The sequence below is a fragment of the Tolumonas lignilytica genome (genome assembly GCF_000527035.1).
GTDB classification, from domain to species: Bacteria; Pseudomonadota; Gammaproteobacteria; order Enterobacterales; family Aeromonadaceae; genus Tolumonas; species Tolumonas lignilytica.
Genome location: NZ_AZUK01000001.1, coordinates 1,770,765 through 1,790,976, shown reverse-complemented (window position 1 = coordinate 1,790,976; position 20,212 = coordinate 1,770,765). Strand labels below are relative to the sequence as shown.

The 20,212-nt window shown below is 48.3% G+C and carries 15 protein-coding genes; 7 read left to right on the top strand and 8 right to left on the bottom strand.

Annotated elements, in window-relative coordinates; all coding sequences use genetic code 11:
• Window positions 1-20 precede the first annotated feature (20 nt).
• The gene (locus H027_RS0108405) at window positions 21-995 is read left to right on the top strand and encodes a GGDEF domain-containing protein (RefSeq protein ID WP_024872019.1); all 975 of its coding nucleotides are present in this window, start codon (window positions 21-23) and stop codon (window positions 993-995) included.
• A 10-nt stretch (window positions 996-1,005) separates the two neighbouring features.
• Here H027_RS0108405 and H027_RS18345 read toward each other — a convergent pair whose 3' ends face one another.
• The 7 genes from H027_RS18345 to H027_RS0108370 form a co-directional block, all read right to left on the bottom strand.
• A complete protein-coding gene (locus tag H027_RS18345) occupies window positions 1,006-3,441 on the bottom strand; it encodes a putative bifunctional diguanylate cyclase/phosphodiesterase (RefSeq protein WP_024872018.1) in 2,436 nt (811 codons plus the stop codon).
• Window positions 3,438-4,451, bottom strand: coding sequence for a polyamine ABC transporter substrate-binding protein (locus H027_RS18340; protein ID WP_024872017.1), 1,014 nt, complete (start codon window positions 4,449-4,451; stop codon window positions 3,438-3,440). The genes H027_RS18345 and H027_RS18340 overlap by 4 nt, the downstream gene beginning before the upstream one ends.
• A gap of 175 nt (window positions 4,452-4,626) precedes the next feature.
• Window positions 4,627-7,047 carry a DNA topoisomerase (ATP-hydrolyzing) subunit B gene (gene gyrB, locus H027_RS0108390; protein ID WP_024872016.1) on the bottom strand — a complete coding sequence of 807 codons (2,421 nt, stop codon included), beginning with the start codon at window positions 7,045-7,047 and terminating at the stop codon, window positions 4,627-4,629.
• A 20-nt stretch (window positions 7,048-7,067) separates the two neighbouring features.
• Complete coding sequence (gene recF, locus H027_RS0108385) at window positions 7,068-8,141, bottom strand: DNA replication/repair protein RecF (RefSeq protein WP_024872015.1); 1,074 nt, start codon at window positions 8,139-8,141, stop codon at window positions 7,068-7,070.
• Window positions 8,142-8,146: 5 nt separating this feature from the next.
• Window positions 8,147-9,250: a DNA polymerase III subunit beta gene (gene dnaN / locus H027_RS0108380; protein ID WP_024872014.1), complete on the bottom strand. Its 1,104-nt coding sequence runs from the start codon at window positions 9,248-9,250 to the stop codon at window positions 8,147-8,149.
• 17 nt (window positions 9,251-9,267) lie between these two features.
• Window positions 9,268-10,653: a chromosomal replication initiator protein DnaA gene (dnaA, locus tag H027_RS0108375; protein ID WP_024872013.1), complete on the bottom strand. Its 1,386-nt coding sequence runs from the start codon at window positions 10,651-10,653 to the stop codon at window positions 9,268-9,270.
• Between the two features lie 152 nt (window positions 10,654-10,805).
• Window positions 10,806-11,561 (bottom strand): helix-turn-helix domain-containing protein, encoded by a 756-nt coding sequence (locus H027_RS0108370; RefSeq protein WP_024872012.1) that lies wholly within the window; start codon window positions 11,559-11,561, stop codon window positions 10,806-10,808.
• Window positions 11,562-11,699: 138 nt separating this feature from the next.
• Here H027_RS0108370 and H027_RS0108365 point away from each other — a divergent pair, with 138 nt between their 5' ends.
• From H027_RS0108365 to mnmE, 6 genes are all read left to right on the top strand, one after another.
• On the top strand, window positions 11,700-15,170 hold the full coding sequence (locus tag H027_RS0108365) for an acyl-[ACP]--phospholipid O-acyltransferase (protein ID WP_024872011.1): 3,471 nt from the start codon (window positions 11,700-11,702) through the stop codon (window positions 15,168-15,170).
• A 248-nt stretch (window positions 15,171-15,418) separates the two neighbouring features.
• On the top strand, window positions 15,419-15,556 hold the full coding sequence (gene rpmH, locus H027_RS0108360) for a 50S ribosomal protein L34 (RefSeq protein WP_024872010.1): 138 nt from the start codon (window positions 15,419-15,421) through the stop codon (window positions 15,554-15,556).
• Entirely contained in the window at window positions 15,556-15,912 is a 357-nt protein-coding gene (gene rnpA / locus H027_RS0108355; protein ID WP_024872009.1) for a ribonuclease P protein component, read from the top strand. Before rpmH ends, rnpA begins: the two co-directional genes overlap by 1 nt.
• Window positions 15,879-16,136 (top strand): membrane protein insertion efficiency factor YidD, encoded by a 258-nt coding sequence (gene yidD, locus H027_RS18670; protein ID WP_081741440.1) that lies wholly within the window; start codon window positions 15,879-15,881, stop codon window positions 16,134-16,136. The genes rnpA and yidD overlap by 34 nt, the downstream gene beginning before the upstream one ends.
• A gap of 3 nt (window positions 16,137-16,139) precedes the next feature.
• On the top strand, window positions 16,140-17,792 hold the full coding sequence (gene yidC / locus H027_RS0108350) for a membrane protein insertase YidC (protein WP_024872008.1): 1,653 nt from the start codon (window positions 16,140-16,142) through the stop codon (window positions 17,790-17,792).
• 108 nt (window positions 17,793-17,900) lie between these two features.
• The gene (mnmE, locus tag H027_RS0108345; protein WP_024872007.1) at window positions 17,901-19,262 is read left to right on the top strand and encodes a tRNA uridine-5-carboxymethylaminomethyl(34) synthesis GTPase MnmE; all 1,362 of its coding nucleotides are present in this window, start codon (window positions 17,901-17,903) and stop codon (window positions 19,260-19,262) included.
• A 73-nt stretch (window positions 19,263-19,335) separates the two neighbouring features.
• Here mnmE and H027_RS0108340 read toward each other — a convergent pair whose 3' ends face one another.
• On the bottom strand, window positions 19,336-20,040 hold the full coding sequence (locus H027_RS0108340; RefSeq protein ID WP_024872006.1) for a DNA-binding protein: 705 nt from the start codon (window positions 20,038-20,040) through the stop codon (window positions 19,336-19,338).
• Window positions 20,041-20,212 lie beyond the last annotated feature (172 nt).

The following is a 20,212-nucleotide window of genomic DNA, read 5'->3' as shown; positions in this document are numbered from 1 at the left end:
TTCGCACAGGATTGAAAGCTATGACTGGTATGCTCAACGCTCTGCCATTGGATGAATTTCACCGAATACTGGATATCCTGCAAACGATTGATGTTGGTCTGGTAGTGCTGGATCGCAACTATCAAGTCACGCTGTGGAATGGTTTTATGGAAAACCACAGCGGTTATAATCTCAGCCAGTTATCTGAACATAACCTTTTCCATTATTTTCCAGAGCTGGCTGAAGTTTGGTTACGTCAGAAAATTGAAGCCGTGTTTACGCTTCGTTGTGCCAGTTTTATCTCTTGGGAGTTACGCCCTTACCTTTTTGATTTCCGGGCCCACCGTCCATTTACCGGAATGAGTGATCGGATGTATCAAAATGTCACCATCATGCCCCTGATTTCACGTCTTGGAGATATCAACCATGTCTGTTTGATCATCTATGACGTGACAGATACCGCCACCAGTAAACAGGCACTTGAAGAAGCCAACCAACAACTGACCATGCTGTCTATTACTGATCGCTTAACCGGACTATATAACCGTGGATATTGGGAAGAGTGCCTGCGAAATGAATATAGTCGCTATCAGCGTCATGGCAAAGTCAGTACGCTGATGATGATAGATATCGACTTTTTCAAAAAAGTGAATGATACCTATGGGCATCCGGCAGGTGATGAAATATTGCGTAGAGCATCTGCTATCTTAAAACAGATGATTCGTTGTTCTGATATGGCCGGACGCTACGGTGGTGAAGAGTTCGGCGTCCTCTTACCAGAAATCAATGAACCTGTTGCCCAACTGGTTGCCGAGCGTTTACGCCGTCGAATAGAAAATGAATGTGTGCTTTTTGATGGCAATAAAATTAATTTCACGATCAGTATCGGTCTGGCAGAGGTCACAAACCAGCAGACTTCCGCAATACATTGGCTGCAGCAGGCTGATGCTGCACTCTATCACTCCAAGCATTCCGGCCGGAATCAGGTGACACAATACAGTCACATAATGAATTAAGTCATGCAGGTTAGTCTGCTGCTCTTGATTGCATATCGTCAAAAAGTAACTTGGCCAATTCATTTTCGTTAATGGGTTTCGACAATAAGAATCCTTGTGCCATGTGACATTTTTTCTGCTGTAGCAATTGTAATTGCTCGATGGTTTCAACCCCTTCCGCAATCACTCTCAAGGAAAAAGCATCCGCTAACTGCAAAATCGAATCCACTAATTTAGGATTACTTTCGATTTGCATAGTATAAGAACGATCTATTTTTAGAACGTCCAAATGCAGATTGGTCAGATGACTCAGCGAGGTATAGCCTGTACCAAAGTCATCCAGTTCAATTTCCACCCCTATATCTTTGAGAGCTCGAACGGTAATCTGAGCGACCTCATCCAGTTCAACCAGTGCAGTCTCTGTAATCTCAATACCAAAACGATCCGGTGAAATGTCATAACGACAAAGCATACTGCGCACTGCTTCCGGATAAGCCGGATTGGAGAGTTCTGTACCCGAAGCATTCACAGCCAAGCGGAAATTAACAACACCTTTTGCAATCAGCTTTCCTAAGAAAATACAGGCTTGTTCCAATACCCAAAGATCAATGTCCAGAATCTGACCCGATCTTTCCGCAATCGGGATAAAGCGATCCGGGGGAACCAGACCATATGTCGGATGAAGCCAGCGTATTAATACCTCTGCCCCCATGATCTGGCCACTTTGCAGGTCATACTGTGGCTGATAAACCACATAACACTGTTGTTCACTGATTGCTTTGTGTAATTCAGATTCCAGCCATTTATCTTCGCGTAAGCTTAAAATCATCTCACTATCTAACTGTATCCAATAATTGCCCTGATAGCGTGCAGCCTGTCGTCGAGCTTTACTGGCCCCTTCCATTAACTCCTCAATACTGTTGGCAATCTCAGGAAAACTGATAATACCGGCGCTGAAGCGCAGCTTGATAGCATAGTTTCCCAGCAGAACCGGTTGATTTAATCGGGAGGATAATTGGGCGCAGATCGTATCGGCATCCGCTAAAAGTTCGCTTGATGTTGATGCGCCTGGATCGAGTTTAGGTATGGTAAATATAAATTCATCAGAGCCTGATCGAGCGAGACACACACCTTTTGCGTTGGCTATGCGATGGTTACGCAGCAATTGCAACAAAACATGACTAATAAACTGTAGGGCCTGATCCCCCGTTTTTGCACCAAAGGTATTATTTATCCAAGTGATGTTATGCAATTTCAACTGGGTCAGGTAAAAATGCCCCAAATCCTGATTGTGACGTTCCACGATGCTTTGCAAACAGCGGATAAAAGCGGCTCGATTACCAATCCCAGTCAATGGGTCAATAAATGCAGCTCGCTCCAGTTCCCTTTTTGAGACGGCCAAACGCCCCAGCATCCCCGCAAAATGGTTGTGCAGCTCTGACATCTCATCATCAATCGGTACAGGCTCAATCTCACTGATTTCATGCGTCGCCACTCTTTTCATTAAATCACGTAACTCACTCACCGGATTTAGAATTTGGCGTTTAAGCACGATATGTAGCATGACCAATAAAATCAAACCACTGATCAGCAACCATGCGGCCGTCGTCATCCGAAGCGTCCTAATTTCTGAGGTCATTAATTGTTTAGGAATAAGCGCTTGCAAGATCAAACCATCAGCCAGCGCTAAACGCCGAACTAAATAATCACCATCCGGCAGTGAAATTTCATCACCTGTTTGTTCACGACTCTGCCATCCTAAAGGCGCGGTACCGGCAATGTAGACATTTAACTTATCCAGCAATAGTAAATGAATGCCTTGCTGTTCTTGCTGTTTTAGAAAGAGCTCACCGAATTTCCGTAAAGAATAGGTCAGGATCAACCGGTAAGATTGAACTGGTTCGCCACCATCACGCGAAATTTCAGGACCGGAGCGAATAAAACGTAATCCTTGTTTATAAACAAACTCATCTATTTCAGGCGAATAAAGCAGGTAATTAAACTGATCAGCATCAGCGTGGTTCTCTGCCCAATATTGAATGAATTGTTGATTACTGGGTGCCATATCGTGAAAAGGATCAACACCCTCACCCACTTGCAACAGGGCCTTATTACCATCACCATTGAGTAATGACAATTGCAAGAAGCCTTTGTTACCAACCAGCAAATGATGAAACATCATCTGTACTCGGGTGCCCATATAAACTTTTTGTATCCCTGTTGCCTTGGTCGCCAGATAAGCAATTAGTGCCTCTGCATTGGGCAATTGCGCCAATTCAACCATATTCCGACGCAATTCATTGCTCAAATTTTCATTAATCGTTATAGCAATGCTTTTTAACCGCAACTCCATATTACGGTCCGCCATCTCATTCAGCTTGAGCATGCTTTGTAAGCCAAGCGCCAGCAACGGCAAGATCACCACCGGTAACAGCGTTAAGAGCAATTTCCGGTGTAACCCTTTCATTTCAGCACCGAAAAGTAGATGGTATTACGCAGAGCATCCTGGCTGGCATCTGCCTTATAGAATTCTGAACGTTGTAATTGTTCCGGTGGCGGATAGATGACACTGTTATTCGTTAAAGAGGCAGACAAATAGCTTTTCTTGAGTGCAGGGGTAAACCCTATGGATTCACCATTTAGCAGTGCAATATCAGTACGTGTTAAAAATGCCAGAAAACGTTGCGCATCCGCCTGATGCTGACTGGATTTCAAGATCGACAGACAATCCAGCCATAAAGGTGATCCCTCTTGCGGTACAACATACACCCAGTCCTTATATTGAGACTTTTGCTGAAGAATATAAAAATCGCCACTGTAAACCATCGCTGCAGCGATTTTTCTGCCAGCCTCGCTATCTGAAACAGCAGCAAAAGACAGTTGATATCTTGCGACAAAGGGGCGTTGCTTGCGTAATAGTTCATACGCCGCTTTTAATTCCGGCTCAGCATGCGTGTTGATGGAATAGCCTGCAGCCTTTAATGCTACTGACACCAAGTCAAAGGTGTCATCGACCATCACGATCCGTCCAGATAACCCAGGCTCTGGAGACAGCAGTTGCTGCCAGCGCGTTATAGGATTGGAGACCTGACTACGACGATATGCAATACCAAGCGTTCCCCACATATAGGGTACGGCTAATTCACCACACCGCTCTGTAAAGAGTGGATCTGTCGCTTCATTCTGCTTACGGAGCGCTAAGGGTATTACAATAAAGAGGTCATGCCATACCGGATCCTTAAGGGACAAACTATCACTTAAAACTATATCAAATTCTGGCGGATAGCCACCCGACAACAGACGATTTCTTGCTTCGTCACTGTCGTAATTAACCTCTTTAATGTGTATTCCTGTCTCCTGCTCGAATCGAGTTTTTACCTCTGGAGCCAGATAATACTCCCAAGTGTAAATAACCAATTCAGAAGCCTGACAATAGCCAGTGATCGACAGTAGCAGCAGACCAAACCAATATCGCATCCCGTCTGTCCTTCAGCATAATAATATTTTTTAGTCCCGTACTCAGTGCCAAGAGAAGCACTCTTTTAACTATAGACTATCCATCTATACCGTTAGTTTTGACTTTCATTTCGATATAAAAAAACCCCGGTCAGTTACCTGAACGGGGTTAATATCTCTCTTATTTTTTAAAGTGTTACACGTCGAGATTCGCAACCTTCAGTGCATTACTTTCAATAAATTCACGACGAGGTTCTACGTTATCCCCCATCAGTGTGGCAAATAATTGATCGGCAGCAATAGCATCTTCGACGGTCACCTGCAGCATACGACGCGTCATTGGATCCATTGTCGTTTCCCACAACTGTTCGGGGTTCATCTCACCCAACCCTTTGTAGCGTTGGATATATAAACCGCGTTTACCTTCATCCAGCAGGATCTGCAAGGCTTCTTCAAAACTGGTCACCGGACGGACTTTCTCGCCCCGCTTCAAGAAGCCTGTTGGCTCAATCAGATTAGAGATTTGCTGACCAACGCTGACGATCTGTTGATATTCAGGCGAGTTCAGGAATTCAAAACCTAATTGATAATGCTTTTCCACACCATGCTGACGCAGCAGGATTTGTGGCAGATAAACCCCATGCTCTGCATGACGATGTACTGACAGTGTATATTGCGAGCCATTAGTGCCATTAACGTCCAGATTGCTTTGCAACTGGGCAACCCATGCCTTGGCCTGGGTTTCATCTCGCAATAGCTCTGAGCTCAGTACAGGCATGCACAGCAGCTGTTGTAAAACCGCTTCAGGTAAACGACGAGCCAGACGGACGATCAAATGCTGTGCCGAGCGGTATTCCAGCACCAGTTTTTCCAACTGGGCACCTGATATCGCCGGTGCAGAATCGTTCACATACAGTTCTGCGCCGTCCAGTGCCAGTGTTGTCTGATATTCCAGCAAGGTGTCTTCATCTTTGATGTATTGCTCCTGCTTTCCTTTCTTCACTTTATACAGTGGCGGCTGAGCAATATAGACATACCCACGTTCGATGATCTCTGGCATCTGACGGTAGAAGAAAGTCAGCAACAATGTACGGATATGCGCACCATCGACATCCGCATCGGTCATGATGATGATGTTGTGGTAACGCATTTTATCTGGGTTGTATTCGTCACGACCGATACCGCAACCCAATGCAGTGATCAGAGTACCGACTTCCTGTGAGGAAAGCATTTTATCAAAACGTGCTTTCTCAACGTTCAGGATCTTACCTTTCAGAGGCAGAATCGCCTGATATTTGCGGTTACGGCCTTGTTTTGCAGAGCCGCCCGCAGAGTCACCTTCCACGATGTACAGTTCAGATAATGCTGGATCCCGCTCCTGACAATCCGCCAGTTTGCCCGGTAAACCGGCGATATCCAGTGCACCTTTACGGCGGGTCATTTCACGCGCTTTACGCGCAGCTTCACGCGCGCGTGCCGCATCAATGATCTTGCCGACGATAACCTTGGCTTCACCCGGATTTTCCAGCAGGTATTCATCCAGCTTCTCACCCATCGCCTGTTCAACCGCTGTTTTTACCTCGGAGGAAACCAGCTTGTCTTTGGTCTGGGACGAAAATTTCGGATCCGGTACTTTCACCGAAATAACGGCGGTCAACCCTTCACGCGCATCATCACCGGACGCAGAGGTTTTCGCTTTCTTGCTGTAACCTTCTTTGTCCATGTAATTGTTCAGCGTGCGGGTCAGCGCAGCACGGAAGCCGGCTAAGTGGGTACCACCATCACGTTGCGGAATGTTATTGGTGAAGCAGTAAACATTCTCCTGATAGGCATCATTCCACTGCATGGCCACTTCGACGGAAATGCCATCTTCACGTGCCAGATCGAAATAGAACGCCTTCTGATGGATAGGTGTTTTATTCTGATTCAGATATTCCACAAAGGCGCGAATACCGCCTTCGTAGTGGAAATGATCTTCGCGACCATCACGTTCATCAATCAGACGGATGGAAACACCAGAGTTCAGGAATGACAGTTCGCGGAAACGACGCGCCAGAATCTCATAACGGAATGTCACATCTGAGAATATGGACGGGCTTGGCCAGAAGCGGATTTCAGTCCCGGTGTTACCATCGCACTCACCGACCACAGCCAGCGGTGCATCAGGCTCACCAAGGAAATAGGTTTGCTGATGGATTTTGCCGTTACGGTGAATGGTCAGCAGCAGTTTGTCTGACAGCGCGTTTACGACCGAAACACCCACACCGTGCAGACCGCCGGAAACCTTATAGGAGTTATCATCAAACTTACCACCGGCATGCAGCACAGTCATGATAACTTCAGCGGCAGAACGCCCTTCTTCCTTATGCATATCCACCGGGATACCACGACCATTGTCGCGAACCGAAACAGAACCATCTTCATGAATACGCGCGACGATATCTGTGCAATGACCGGCCAGTGCTTCGTCGATGGAGTTATCCATCACTTCGAATACCATGTGATGCAGACCAGTACCGTCATCGGTATCCCCGATATACATACCAGGGCGTTTACGTACCGCATCCAGCCCTTTCAGTACCTTAATACTCGAGGAGTCGTAAGTATTCTCGCTCATGTTTATTCTCGCATTATCGACTATTCGGTGATGTTGCCTTGTTTCACGTGAAACAAGCGGCAATCAAATTCTTGCATCATGCCCTGCAACGGTTGCTGATCAATGGCGGTGATGAACACCTGTGACTCACATTGCTGCAACCGTTTAGCCAAGACATAGCGTTTCTCCGCATCCAGCTCTGAAGCAAAATCGTCTATCAGAAACAGGCAAGTTTTCTCGCTGTGCTGGCGCAGATACAATCCCTGCGCCAGCCGCAATGCGCAAACCAGCAACTTGAGCTGACCCCGGGACAATAAATCCTGTACCGGAACGCCTTCAGCCCGAAGCCGCAAATCAGCACGATGCGGGCCAATCGCGGTGTGACCCAACTGCCGGTCACGTTCAAAATTTTCCTGCAGCAGCAAGCTTAGGTCCTGCTCCTGCTGCCACCCGGCATAAAAGGTGGCCTGAAAAGTATATTCGGGTAACAACTCCTGACAGATCTGCTGTACCAACGGTAGCAGTGCCTGACAGTATTGTTGCCGGAATACACTGAGCGCCTGACTGCATTCCACCAGCAACTGATCCCAGTACGCCAGAGGTGCATATTGCGCAGATTGCCGCAGCAATGCATTGCGTTGTTTCAGTAAGCGTCGTACCTTTCCCCATAATGGGAAAAACGCCTGCTCCGCGTGAAACACTCCCCAGTCGACAAATGCCCGTCGCTGTTGTGGCCCGCCCGTCAGCAGATTATAACCTTCCGGATGAATCAACTGCAGCGGTAACAAACTGGCCAGTTGTGCCAGCTTATCTGCGTTCTTGCCACCAATTTTCAGTTGCGTATCGCCCTGCCGATCTTTTTGCAGCCCCACACTGACCGACTGGTCATCCAATTGCAGTTGGGCAAAAAGCGTAAACGCCTTCTCTCCCTGCATGATCACACGGTTGGTGAGATGTGTGCGGAAAGAACGTCCAAGGCTCAGGTAATGAATGGCCTCCAACACGCTGGATTTGCCACTCCCATTCAGCCCTAACAGTAAATTCATCCCGTCAGACGGATAAATCTCCGCCTGACTCAGATTTCGAAAATGTTGGATCTGCAGCTTGTGCAGCATGCGGTCTATAGACGCATCGGCATGACGACATACTGTGCGTCGTCATTGCTGGCATCTTCCACCAGCGCACTGCTGTTCGCGTCTGTCAGGTACCACTTCACCTGCTCACATTTTAACGCATTCAGCACGTCGAGCACATAGGAGACATTAAATCCAACCTCCATTTCCGGCCCTTCGTATTGCACATCAACAATTTCTTCAGCCTCTTCCTGTTCCGGATTGTTGGCTGTAATGTGCAGTAGATTGGTCTTCAAATGAAGACGAACGCCACGGAATTTTTCGTTAGAGAGGATCGCTGCCCGCGAGAAAGCCTGTTTCAGCAATTCGCGTTCCGCGATAAGAATTTTGTCACTCTGCCGTGGGAAGACTCGCCGATAGTCAGGAAAACGACCATCCACCAGTTTAGAGGTAAAAATAAAACCATCTGCTTCAGCACGCAGGTTATTCTGGCCAATTTGCAGTCGAATAGGACGTTCGTCATTTTCCAGCAAACGCGCCAGTTCTAATACCCCTTTGCGCGGTAAAATAACTTGATGCTCTGACTGCGGTTCATTTAAGACCTCACGACGACACGTTGCCAGTCGATGCCCATCAGTACCAACTGTCCGTAACCCTTGACCGCTGGTTTCAAACAACATGCCATTCAGATAAAACCGCACATCCTGGCTCGCCATTGAAAACTGTGTGGCTTCCATCAACCGTTTCAGTTCCTGCTGGCTGATATCAAACTCAAGTACGGAATTCCATTCTTCAATGTTCGGGTAATCAGTAGCTGGCAAGGTTGAAAGTGAATAACGGCTACGGCCGGAACGCAGAATGAGACGTTCCCCTTCCAGTACAAAATCCAGTTGTGCACCATCGGGCAAACCCCGACAGATATCCAGCAGCTTTCGCGCCGGTGTGGTAACACTGCCACCCACCACAATCCCATTAAGCGGCACCAGACCGATCATTTCCACTTCGAGGTCAGTCCCAGTCAGAGACAGACGCGACTCCGTCACATTGAGCAGTATGTTACTCAGGATTGGTAAGGTCGGACGGCCGCCGATAGAGCCGGAAACCAACTGCAATGGCCGTAACAAGCTGTCACGGCTGATGGAAAATTGCATGGACTGTTTCTCCGCGTTTAAGAGGAAAGGGTTCGGATCAGATTTGAGTAATCTTCTTTGATATCATTACTCTCTTCGCGCAATTCGGCAATTTTACGACAAGCATGCAGCACAGTGGTATGGTCACGACCACCAAAAGCATCGCCAATTTCCGGCAGGCTGTGGTTGGTCAGCTCTTTGGCCAATGCCATCGCCAATTGACGCGGGCGAGCTACTGAGCGGGAGCGCCGTTTGGATAGCAGATCCGCCACTTTGATTTTGTAATATTCAGCCACTGTTTTCTGAATGTTTTCGATCGTAACCAATTTTTCCTGCAATGCCAGCATGTCACGCAATGCTTCACGAACAAAATCAATATTGATCGGTTTTCCGGTAAAACGCGCATTGGCAATCACGCGGTTCAGAGCCCCTTCCAGTTCCCGCACATTGGAGCGCAGGCGTTTGGCAATAAAGAAGGCAACTTCATGCGGCAGATGGATTTTATTCTCTTCGGCCTTGCGCATCAGAATGGCCACTCGGGTTTCCAGTTCCGGCGGCTCAATCGCAATGGTCAGCCCCCAGCCAAAACGGGACTTCAACCGATCTTCAACCCCATCAATCTCTTTCGGATAACGGTCGGAGGTCAGAATGATCTGCTGATTGCCTTCCAACAACGCATTAAAGGTATGGAAAAACTCTTCCTGTGAACGCTCTTTTTTGGCAAAAAATTGGATATCGTCGATCAGCAGCGCGTCAACACTGCGGTAGTAACGCTGGAACTCCTGAATGGCGTTGTTCTGCAGCGCCTTGACCATATCCTGCACAAAACGCTCTGACTGCATGTAGATCACCTTGGCATTGGGTTTCCGCGCCCGGATGCCATTGCCAACAGCATGCAATAAGTGGGTTTTGCCTAAACCGGTACCACCATACAAAAACAGAGGGTTATAGGCCCCACCCGGGTTTTCAGCCACTTGATGGGCCGCCGCCAATGCCAGCTGGTTTGATTTACCTTCAACAAAATTAACAAATGTATAGGTTTCGTTAATATTGCTCTTGTGATTGATTTCCGGCATCGCATCCTGTTTGCTGGTCCAGGAGGGTACCGTGATGGCAGGTTCACTCCGCACCTCTGCCACCGGTGCAGAAGCCGGACTCACCGGTACAGAAGCCGCCGTCGGACGGCGACCAACCGCAAAATGCAGCGTCGGGGCATCCGCACCGCACAATTCAGTGAACAGACTATTGATCCGTAACAGATATTTATCGCGCACCCAGTCGAGAATAAACCGGTTGGCGGCATAGAGGGTCAGCGAACGATCACCAAACTCTGCCTGAAGCGGCCGGATCCACAAGCCGAACTCACCGGATGGTAATTCTTCCTGCAGCCGAGTCAGGCATTGCTGCCATAGCGAAGCGATCACTTTTCACCCCTGTCTGATCATTCATAAAGACCTTCTATTTTACTCCCTTTTGCGGATCGATCTCCAGATCTTGTTCGCAGGATCTTCACAATCATTACCGATCATGTGACTAATAATGTGGATAATGAATGGATAACATTGGCAGATGCTCACTATTTATCCACAGCATTGTTCACCGATGATCGACTGATCTCGTCAAACAGGACATGCCGCCACTGCCGGACCGCCAATACCAGCGTGGTTCCATGCTTTTCATCCATGGGCAGACTGCGATCGCCCCGGGTCAATTCACTGAACTCCCGCGCCCAGCGCGACATCAACTGCTGTAATTCGCGGTTACTGCTGTTACACAACAAGCCATTCAAGACTTGTAATTTTTCCGTCTCTTTATCAAAACGCGAATGGAAAAAGTCCTGCTGGATCCGCAGCAGAAAAAATCGCTGGATCGGACCATCCGGTAACCAGCTGAAATGTGTTGCCAAACGCAGGCGGATCCGGTTCCCCGGTAGCAGGTCAATGATCTTCAGTCGATCTAATGCCGCCAGTTTACGTACACACTCTATCTCTGTCAGGGCGTAGTGCGATAACAAATCCTGAAAGGTAAATCCATTGATCACACTCACCGCCACCAGCAGTAACAGCTGATCGGCAGCGATTTCTTGCTCCTGTTGCAAAGTCAGCTGGGTTAATTGTGGTTGCTGCCGTGCCTGTTGCATCAGTTCGGCAAATTCGATCTGCAACCAGTCACACAACTGTTCTAAGCGTTGCAGACTGAAACTCTCACTGGCGAACAAACGTTTTACCGAGGCTTCACTTAAATCGAGTTGAACCGCGACATCGGCATAGGTTTTACCCTGCGCTCTCAACTGTTTTTTCAGTGCCTGCAACAAGGAATGGGTCTGACTCATTAAGCTCTCCAGAAGATAAAAGTATTGATATGCAATACCACGAGGTGTGAATGATGCAACAAAAGTAATTCCATTTGTAAAAAACAATACCAGTGCCCACGATATAGTGACTGTTATATGGAAATCAGGACTTCCGTCATGTTTAAACTACTCCATCAGCGTGGCGCCCTCGCTTTTTTGCTGGCTGGCTTTATGAATGCTTTTGTCGATCTCGGGCATAAAATCATCATTCAAAATACCGTTTTTAAAATTTATGACGGGTCACATCAGGTTATTCTGACCGCCATCGTGAATGCACTGATCCTGCTGCCATTCATTATGCTTTTTGCCCCTGCGGGTTTCAGTTCCGATAAGTATCCCAAAAATATCGTGATGCGCTGGTCAGCCTGGATCGCGGTCGGATTAACACTAGCCATTACACTCTGTTATTACATGGGCTGGTTCTGGCCAGCGTTTACCATGACATTCCTGCTTGCGATACAAGCCACTTTTTACTCCCCGGCCAAATATGGCTACATTCAGGCGCTATTTGGTAAAAACCATCTGGCCGAGGCCAATGGTGCGGTGCAGGCAGTTTCCATCATTGCCATTCTGGCTGGCACGATCGCTTTTACCGTGGTCTTTGAACTGTGGTTTCCGACGGGTACAAAAACCAGCGGCCCCATCCTGCAATCGTTAGCACCTGCTGGCTGGATGCTGGTCGGTTGTACCTTGCTGGAACTCGCCTTGCTATACCGTCTTCCCACCTTGGAACATCCGGCACCCATGCCGGCCTTTGACTGGAAAAACAGCCTGACAGCCAAACAATTTCAAAAGGAGCTGCAACCTGTTGTTGCACGGGATGTGATCCGTTTGTCCGTCATTGGTCTGTCATTGTTCTGGGCGGTAGGTCAGGTTTTACTGGCCGCATTTCCGGCCTTTGCCAAACAGGCTGCCGGTATTCAAAACACACTGGTTTTACAGGGAGTGCTGGCCTGTACCGGGATAGGGATTGCACTGGGTTCGACATTGGCGGCGCGTGTTTCACGTAACTACATTGCGACCAGCCTGATTCCGGTTGGCATCATTGGGGTTGCTGCTGGTCTGGTGATGTTACCGCATTTCACCCAGGTACCTTGGTATGTCATCGACTTCCTGCTGATCGGTACCGCAGGCGGTATGTTTATCGTTCCCCTGAATGCATTGATCCAATTCCACAGTCGGGAAGATGAGTTAGGTAAGGTGATTGCGGGTAACAACCTGTTTCAGAACATCGCCATGCTGTCATTTCTGATACTCACCGTGATCGTGGCTGAATTGGGTTATGACGGCAAACATCTGCTGTATCTGATGGCGGTGGTCACTGTACTGGGCTGTGTTTATACCATTTGTAAAATGCCCCAGACCATGCTGTTGTTTATCGCACAGAGTTTGCTGAAACAACGCTATAAGGTGGATATTCAGGGTATTCAGAACATTCCGGCGACTGGCGGCGTATTACTGCTTGGAAATCACGTCAGCTGGATAGATTGGGCAATTGTGCAAATTGCCAGTCCGCGCCCGGTACGGTTTGTGATGATTAAAAGCATCTATGAACACAAGTATCTGAAATGGTTATTCCGTTTGTATGGTTGTATCCCCATCGCCAATGCCGGTAGCCGACGTGCGCTGGCAACCATCAGTGAATTACTGAATCAAGGTGAGGTGGTCTGCCTGTTCCCAGAAGGCAGCATCAGTCGCAACGGCCATCTGGGCGAATTTCGCCGCGGCTTTGAGTTGGCCTGTCGTCATGTCAACGACGACGTCGTCATCGTGCCGTTTTATCTGCGTGGTTTATGGGGCAGTCAGTTCTCTCGTTCCTCAAATAAACTGAAAACCTTACGCCGCAGTGGCTATTATCGCGAAATTATCGTTGCTTTTGGGCAGCCACAACCGAAAACCAGCCATGCTGCCTCGATCAAGCAACGTGTGTTTGATCTGTCGGTACAATCCTGGCAACGCCATGTGGAAAATTTGCCGACACTGACCAATGCCTGGATCAGCAGCGTGAAAAAGGCTGAACGCCGTAAACTGTCACTGGCGGATGGTATATCCAAGCCCCTGACGGCAGATAAAGCACTGACCGCCGCCTGGGCGTTAGCACACCGCATTCATCAGATCAGTCCGGAACAAAATATCGGCTTGCTGTTACCCACCAGCAACGGTGGAGTGCTCTGCAACATGGCGACATTGCTGGCAGGAAAGACCATCGTCAATCTGAATTATACGGCCAACAAAGCAGCTCTTCAGGCAGCGATTGAACAGGCAGAGATCCAGACTATCTATACCTCCCGCCGCTTTATCGAGCGCTTGGTCAAACGTAACCCTGATGCCGTATCTGTTCTGGAAGGACGCTATATCATTTATTTGGAGGATTTACGGGCTCAGATCCACTTCAATGAGACATTCTGGCGTTGGCTCGCCATCCGATTGCTGCCGACCCGGATCCTGAAACATCTTTGCAACTATGCGCATGACAGCCAGCAGACCGCGGCCATTATGTTCTCCAGCGGCAGCGAAGGCTCACCGAAAGGAGTCATGCTCAGTCATCAGAACATCATGGCAAATCTGAAACAGATCTCCGACGTCGTAAACACCCAGCAACAGGATGTACTGATGTCCTGCTTGCCACTGTTTCACGCCTTTGGCCTGACCGTAAACCAGTTTATGCCACTGATCGAAGGCATTCCGGTCATCTGTCATCCCGATCCGACGGATGCCATCGGGGTCGCGAAGGCGGTGGCACAATACCGGGCCACGATTCTTTGCGGCACCTCGACCTTTTTTCGGTTGTATGCCAAACACCCAAAAGTGCATCCATTGATGATGGAAAGCTTGCGGATTGTAGTGGCAGGAGCAGAGAAACTGAATCCGACCGTACGCGAAGCATTCTTGAAACGTTTTAATAAACATATTCTGGAAGGCTACGGTGCAACGGAAACCACCCCGGTGGCCAGCGTCAATTTGCCAGATTCTCTGGATACCCAATATTGGGATCTGCAAATTGGCAGTAAAATCGGCAGTGTCGGTATGCCGCTGCCCGGTTCCAGCGTCCGTATTGTTGATCCACAGACGTTGGAAGAACTGCCAACCGGCAGTGACGGAATGATCCTGATTGGCGGACCGCAAGTCATGCAGGGCTATTTGAATAACCCGGAAAAAACCGCCGATGTCATCAAAGAGATGGATGGTAGCCGCTGGTATATTACCGGTGACAAAGGACATCTGGATGAGGATGGTTTCCTGTTCATTGTCGATCGTTATTCCCGCTTTGCCAAAATCGGCGGCGAAATGATCAGCTTAAGCGCCGTTGAACAGGCTGTTCAGCAAACATTAGGCAGCGAAGCGGAGATCATTGCCGTGAATCTGCCTGATGATAAAAAAGGCGAACAGATCATCTTACTGACCGCTTTTGCACTGGATATTGATGAACTACGCAAAGCAATGCTGACACACGGTTGTCATCCGTTACTGCTGCCATCTCATGTTTTGCAACTCACCAACTTACCGAAACTAGGCTCCGGAAAAACGGATTTTAGTCTGGCACGTCAGATCGCACTGAAAACTCTTACACAAGATCCATCCGAGTGATCTTGCTCCGCACAGATAAACCGATATAATCGCCCGCCACGATCTTTCTGGATCGTGGCTTTTTTACGAGGATCCGGATAAAACAACGATTTCTCATGTCTGTTTCTGTCGGTTTTTGGCTGGCAGATTGACGAACAGCCGTTATCTGTTTAAAATCCGGCCTCTTTGAATTGATGTTTTCGCCATTTCATCGGCGCGTCGATGGGCGACAGCATCAAATCTGTACAGTTAATTCACGGATTATAGCTATGAAACGTACTTTCCAACCTTCAGTACTGAAACGTGCCCGCAATCACGGTTTCCGTGCTCGTATGGCAACCAAGAACGGCCGTAAAGTTCTGGCTGCTCGTCGCGCTAAAGGTCGCGTTCGCCTGACCACTGTTTAATGGTCAAGCACACCTTTCCTCGGGAGTTACGTCTGTTAACTCCCGAAAACTTCCAGAAAGTCTTTGCGCAACCTGTCCGCGCGTCTTCTCCGCATATCACTCTGTTGGCTACACGCAACGAACTGACACATCCGCGTCTGGGTTTAGCTATACCTAAAAAAGCATTAAAACGTGCGGTATGGCGTAACCGAGTTAAACGATTGGTTCGTGAAAGTTTCCGTCTGCATCAACATGAACTGCCGCCGATTGATGTTGTGGTGATCGCCAAATCAGGTATCCGCGATCTGGATAACCCTGCTGTATTACATCTGCTGGAAAAGCTATGGCGCACCCTCGCACGCCGCAGCAATGGCTAGTAGTTGCACTCATAAGAGTCTATCAGTGGGTCATTAGTCCACTTCTTGGCCCGCGTTGCCGCTTTACACCGACCTGTTCTCAATACATGATTGATGCGATTTGCCTGCACGGTCTCATAAAAGGCATTTGGTTAGGTGGCAAACGTCTATTAAAATGTCACCCTTTACATTCAGGCGGCCATGACCCGGTTCCGCAACCTCAGCAATCGAAGCGAAGAAAATAAACTATGCAACCTCAACGTAATCTCCTCTTGATCGGCTTATTGCTGGTCACCTTCATGCTCTGGCAGAGCTGGATGGTCGATAAGGCCCCGAAACCGGCAGCCCCGGCTACCGCTGAAAGTTCTGTTCCTGCATCCTCTACGGGTGATGTTCCAAATCAAAATGATGCCAGCAAAGTCAAACATGCCTTATTGACGCTGCGCTCTGATGTTTTAGAACTGACCGTTGATACGCTGGGTGGTGATGTTGTTGAAGCAAAACTGCTGAAGCAAACCATCAGTCAGGATTCAAACCAACCGTTTGTGTTGCTGGAAAAACAACCTCAGCATAGCTATATCGCACAAAGTGGTTTGATTGGTCGTGATGGAATTGATAACCAGGCAGAACGCCCTGTTTATACTGCTAACGGCTCTGATTTTGCGCTGGCTGACGGCAAGGATGAATTAGTCGTTCCGATGACCTTTACTGACGCCAAAGGAAATATCTTCACTAAACGCTTTGTTCTGAAACGCAACAGTTACGCTGTTGGTGTGGATTACCAGGTGAAGAACGTTTCTGCACAACCTTTGGAAGTGCAATTTTACGGTCAGTTGAAACAAACCATTGCCGATCCGGCTAATCAGCCTAGTAGCCCTGGCATGATGTCCAGTGCCTTCCATGGTGCCGCTTATTCTTCCGCCGAACATCGCTACGAAAAAGTGAAATTTGCCAATATTGGTGACGCTAAACTCGACATCACCACACCAGCAGGCTGGGTGGGCATGATGCAACACTACTTCGTGACTGCCTGGACAGGTAAAGCGGACGCCAAAAATCACATCTACAGCAATGCCGTCAATGTGAAAGCGGATGTTAAAGACAGTGGTGATGCCATCATCGGTATCAAACTGCCGCTGACAACAGTCGCAGCAAACTCCGAAGCCGTCGTCGGTTCTAGCCTGTGGATTGGTCCAAAACTGCAGGAACAAATGGCAGCAACAGCACAACACCTGGATCTGACCGTCGATTATGGCTGGTTGTGGTTTATTGCCCAGCCGCTGTTTAAACTGCTGAAATTCCTGCACAGCCTAGTCAATAACTGGGGTGTGGCCATCGTATTGATCACGCTGATTGTTCGTGGTGGTATGTATCCGCTGTCTAAGGCGCAATACACCTCCATGGCGAAAATGCGTATGCTGCAACCAAAACTGGCTGCTCTGCGTGAACGTTTTGGCGAAGACCGTCAGAAGATGTCTCAGGCCATGATGGAACTGTACAAAGAAGAAAAAGTTAACCCGTTGGGTGGCTGCTTCCCTCTGTTAGTACAGATGCCTATTTTCATCGCGTTGTACTGGACACTGATGGAATCGGTAGAACTGCGTCATGCACCGTTCATGTTGTGGTTGACTGACCTGTCGGCAAAAGATCCTTACTATGTGTTGCCGCTGCTGATGGGTGCCTCCATGTGGTACATCCAGAAGATGAGCCCAACCACAGTGACCGACCCGATGCAGCAGAAAGTGATGCAATTTATGCCGATCATCTTCACTTTCATGTTCCTGTGGTTCCCTTCTGGTCTGACTCTGTACTGGGTGGTCAGTAACATCGTGACCATTACTCAGCAAACACTGATCTTCCGTCAGTTGGAGAAAAAAGGTCTGCATACCCGCAAGAAATAGTCTTTCGGCTAGCTAACCTTCCGGCCCCGCATGATGCGGGGCTTTTTATTCGGCTTTCACCACAATATTCATTACAATTTCAAAAAGAATCCTATTCAGAGAATCGGCATGCACACAGATACCATCGTTGCGCTGGCCACCCCACCCGGTCGTGGTGGCATTGGCATCCTGCGCGTCTCCGGCCCGCTATGTACCCAGGTGGCAGAACAGGTTTTAGGTAAAATACCGAAACTTCGCCACGCAGAATTGCTGCCTTTCTGCGATACCGATGGCAAAGTTCTGGATCAGGGGATTGCCTTGCTGTTTAAAGCACCTTACAGCTTCACTGGCGAAGATGTATTAGAACTTCAAGGGCATGGTGGCCCCGTGGTGTTGGATATGCTGCTGCGCCGTATTTTGACCATCAATGGCGTTCGTCTCGCCCGGCCCGGCGAATTTTCTGAACGCGCATTTATGAATGACAAATTGGATCTGGCGCAGGCTGAAGCCATTGCCGATTTAATTGAAGCCACCAGTGAACAAGCCGCCCGCTCGGCCATGCAATCATTGCAAGGTGAATTCTCCAGCCGGATACATCAGCTGGTCGACTCGTTAACTAACTTGCGTATCTATGTGGAAGCGGCAATTGATTTTCCCGAGGAGGAAATCGATTTTCTCTCTGACGGCAAGATTGCCCGCGCATTATATGGTGTGATGAACGATCTGGCGCTGGTCAAACGAGAGGCACAGCAAGGTGCTCTATTACGCGAGGGCATGAAGGTCGTCATCGCAGGGCGCCCCAATGCGGGCAAATCCAGCTTGCTGAATGCGCTGGCTGGTCGTGAATCCGCCATTGTCACGGATATTGCCGGAACGACCCGTGATGTCTTGCGTGAGCATATTCATCTGGATGGTATGCCACTACATATCATTGATACCGCCGGTTTACGCGACACCACCGATGCGGTAGAAAAAATCGGGATTGAACGGGCCTGGGCGGAGATTGTACAGGCCGATCGCGTTCTGTTTATGGTGGACGGGACGACCACCGATGCTCGTAATCCGCATGATATCTGGCCGGATTTTGTTGATCGGTTACCCAAAAACCTTGGTATTACCGTGATCCGAAATAAAGCCGATTTGACAGGTGAAGCTCTGACGGTCTGCGAAGAAAATGGCTATGCCGTTTACCCTATCTCGGCAAAAACAGGTTTAGGTCTGGATGCATTACGTGAACACCTGAAAGCCTGTATGGGTTTCCAAAGCACCCTGGAAGGAGGGTTCATTGCACGTCGTCGCCATTTGGATGCCATCCAACGTGCCGATGAACGTCTGGAGGAAGCCAAAATACAACTGGAAGAGTATCGTGCTGGTGAGCTGGTGGCGGAAGAATTACGCCTTGCTCAGGAAGCGTTAAGCGAAATTACCGGTGCGTTCAGTGCCGATGACCTGCTGGGGCGGATATTTTCTTCGTTCTGTATCGGAAAGTAAAATGCAGTAAAAAGTAAACGACAGCCATGAAAAAGCGGAGCTGATAACCTGCTCCGCTTTTTCATGATTAGGCTTAAACGCGGGCCGCACTCTCTTCTTTGCGGCGTAATAGCTCTAATAAATCGGTTTCGGCTTTCTTTCTGGCAGTCACTTCCGTTTCTAATTTTGCCGTCAGCGCTTTTGCACTGTGTTCGGCATTCAGTTTGGCTACCCGCTCCTGTTCCAGGGTCTTGTATAACTGATCTAAATCAGCTTCCAAACGAGGCACAGACTCAAGTTTCAATTGCGCCTTAACAAGCTCCATTCGTGACTGTGTTGCTGATTCTTTTTCAACATCGATCTCTTCTCTTGCACGTTTTAATTCCGCATTCAATTGCTCAAATCGGCCAGAGATTTCATTTTTGATTGCACGTGCAGAATTTAATTCAACACCTTGTTTAATTAACTGCTGCTCCTGTTGTTCAATTTCGATCAGCAGCTCACTGTTTACCTGACGCAACGTATTAATTTCACTTTCATATTTTGTTTTAACACTTGTGAGCTGCCGGGTAATAAATGCTTCCAAAGTACGCTGCAATTCTGCAGAGACTGTCGTTTCTAAATCCGTCTCGACAATCTGCTGAGACGATTGCCATGCCTGAAAAAATCGCCAGATCACTGACATAGAACCTGCGGGTAAACGCTTCCGAATATCCAGTACTGTCGGTTGATTCCCTTCTGCACAAATAGCGTCTGCTGCCGCATTCACTTGCTCTTGCGTTATTGTAATGTCGTTCATTCTATTACCCGATTATTGATGTTATTCGGTGTATATCCGCCACCCTGATTCGGACGGAGAATCAAATTGCATCAAGTATAGTCGGGACACCTGTAAAAAACGCGGGTTAAACTCATAACAATGTCAGAATCTCAGAGTGAATCACATCTCATCTGATAGAGGTTAATACAAT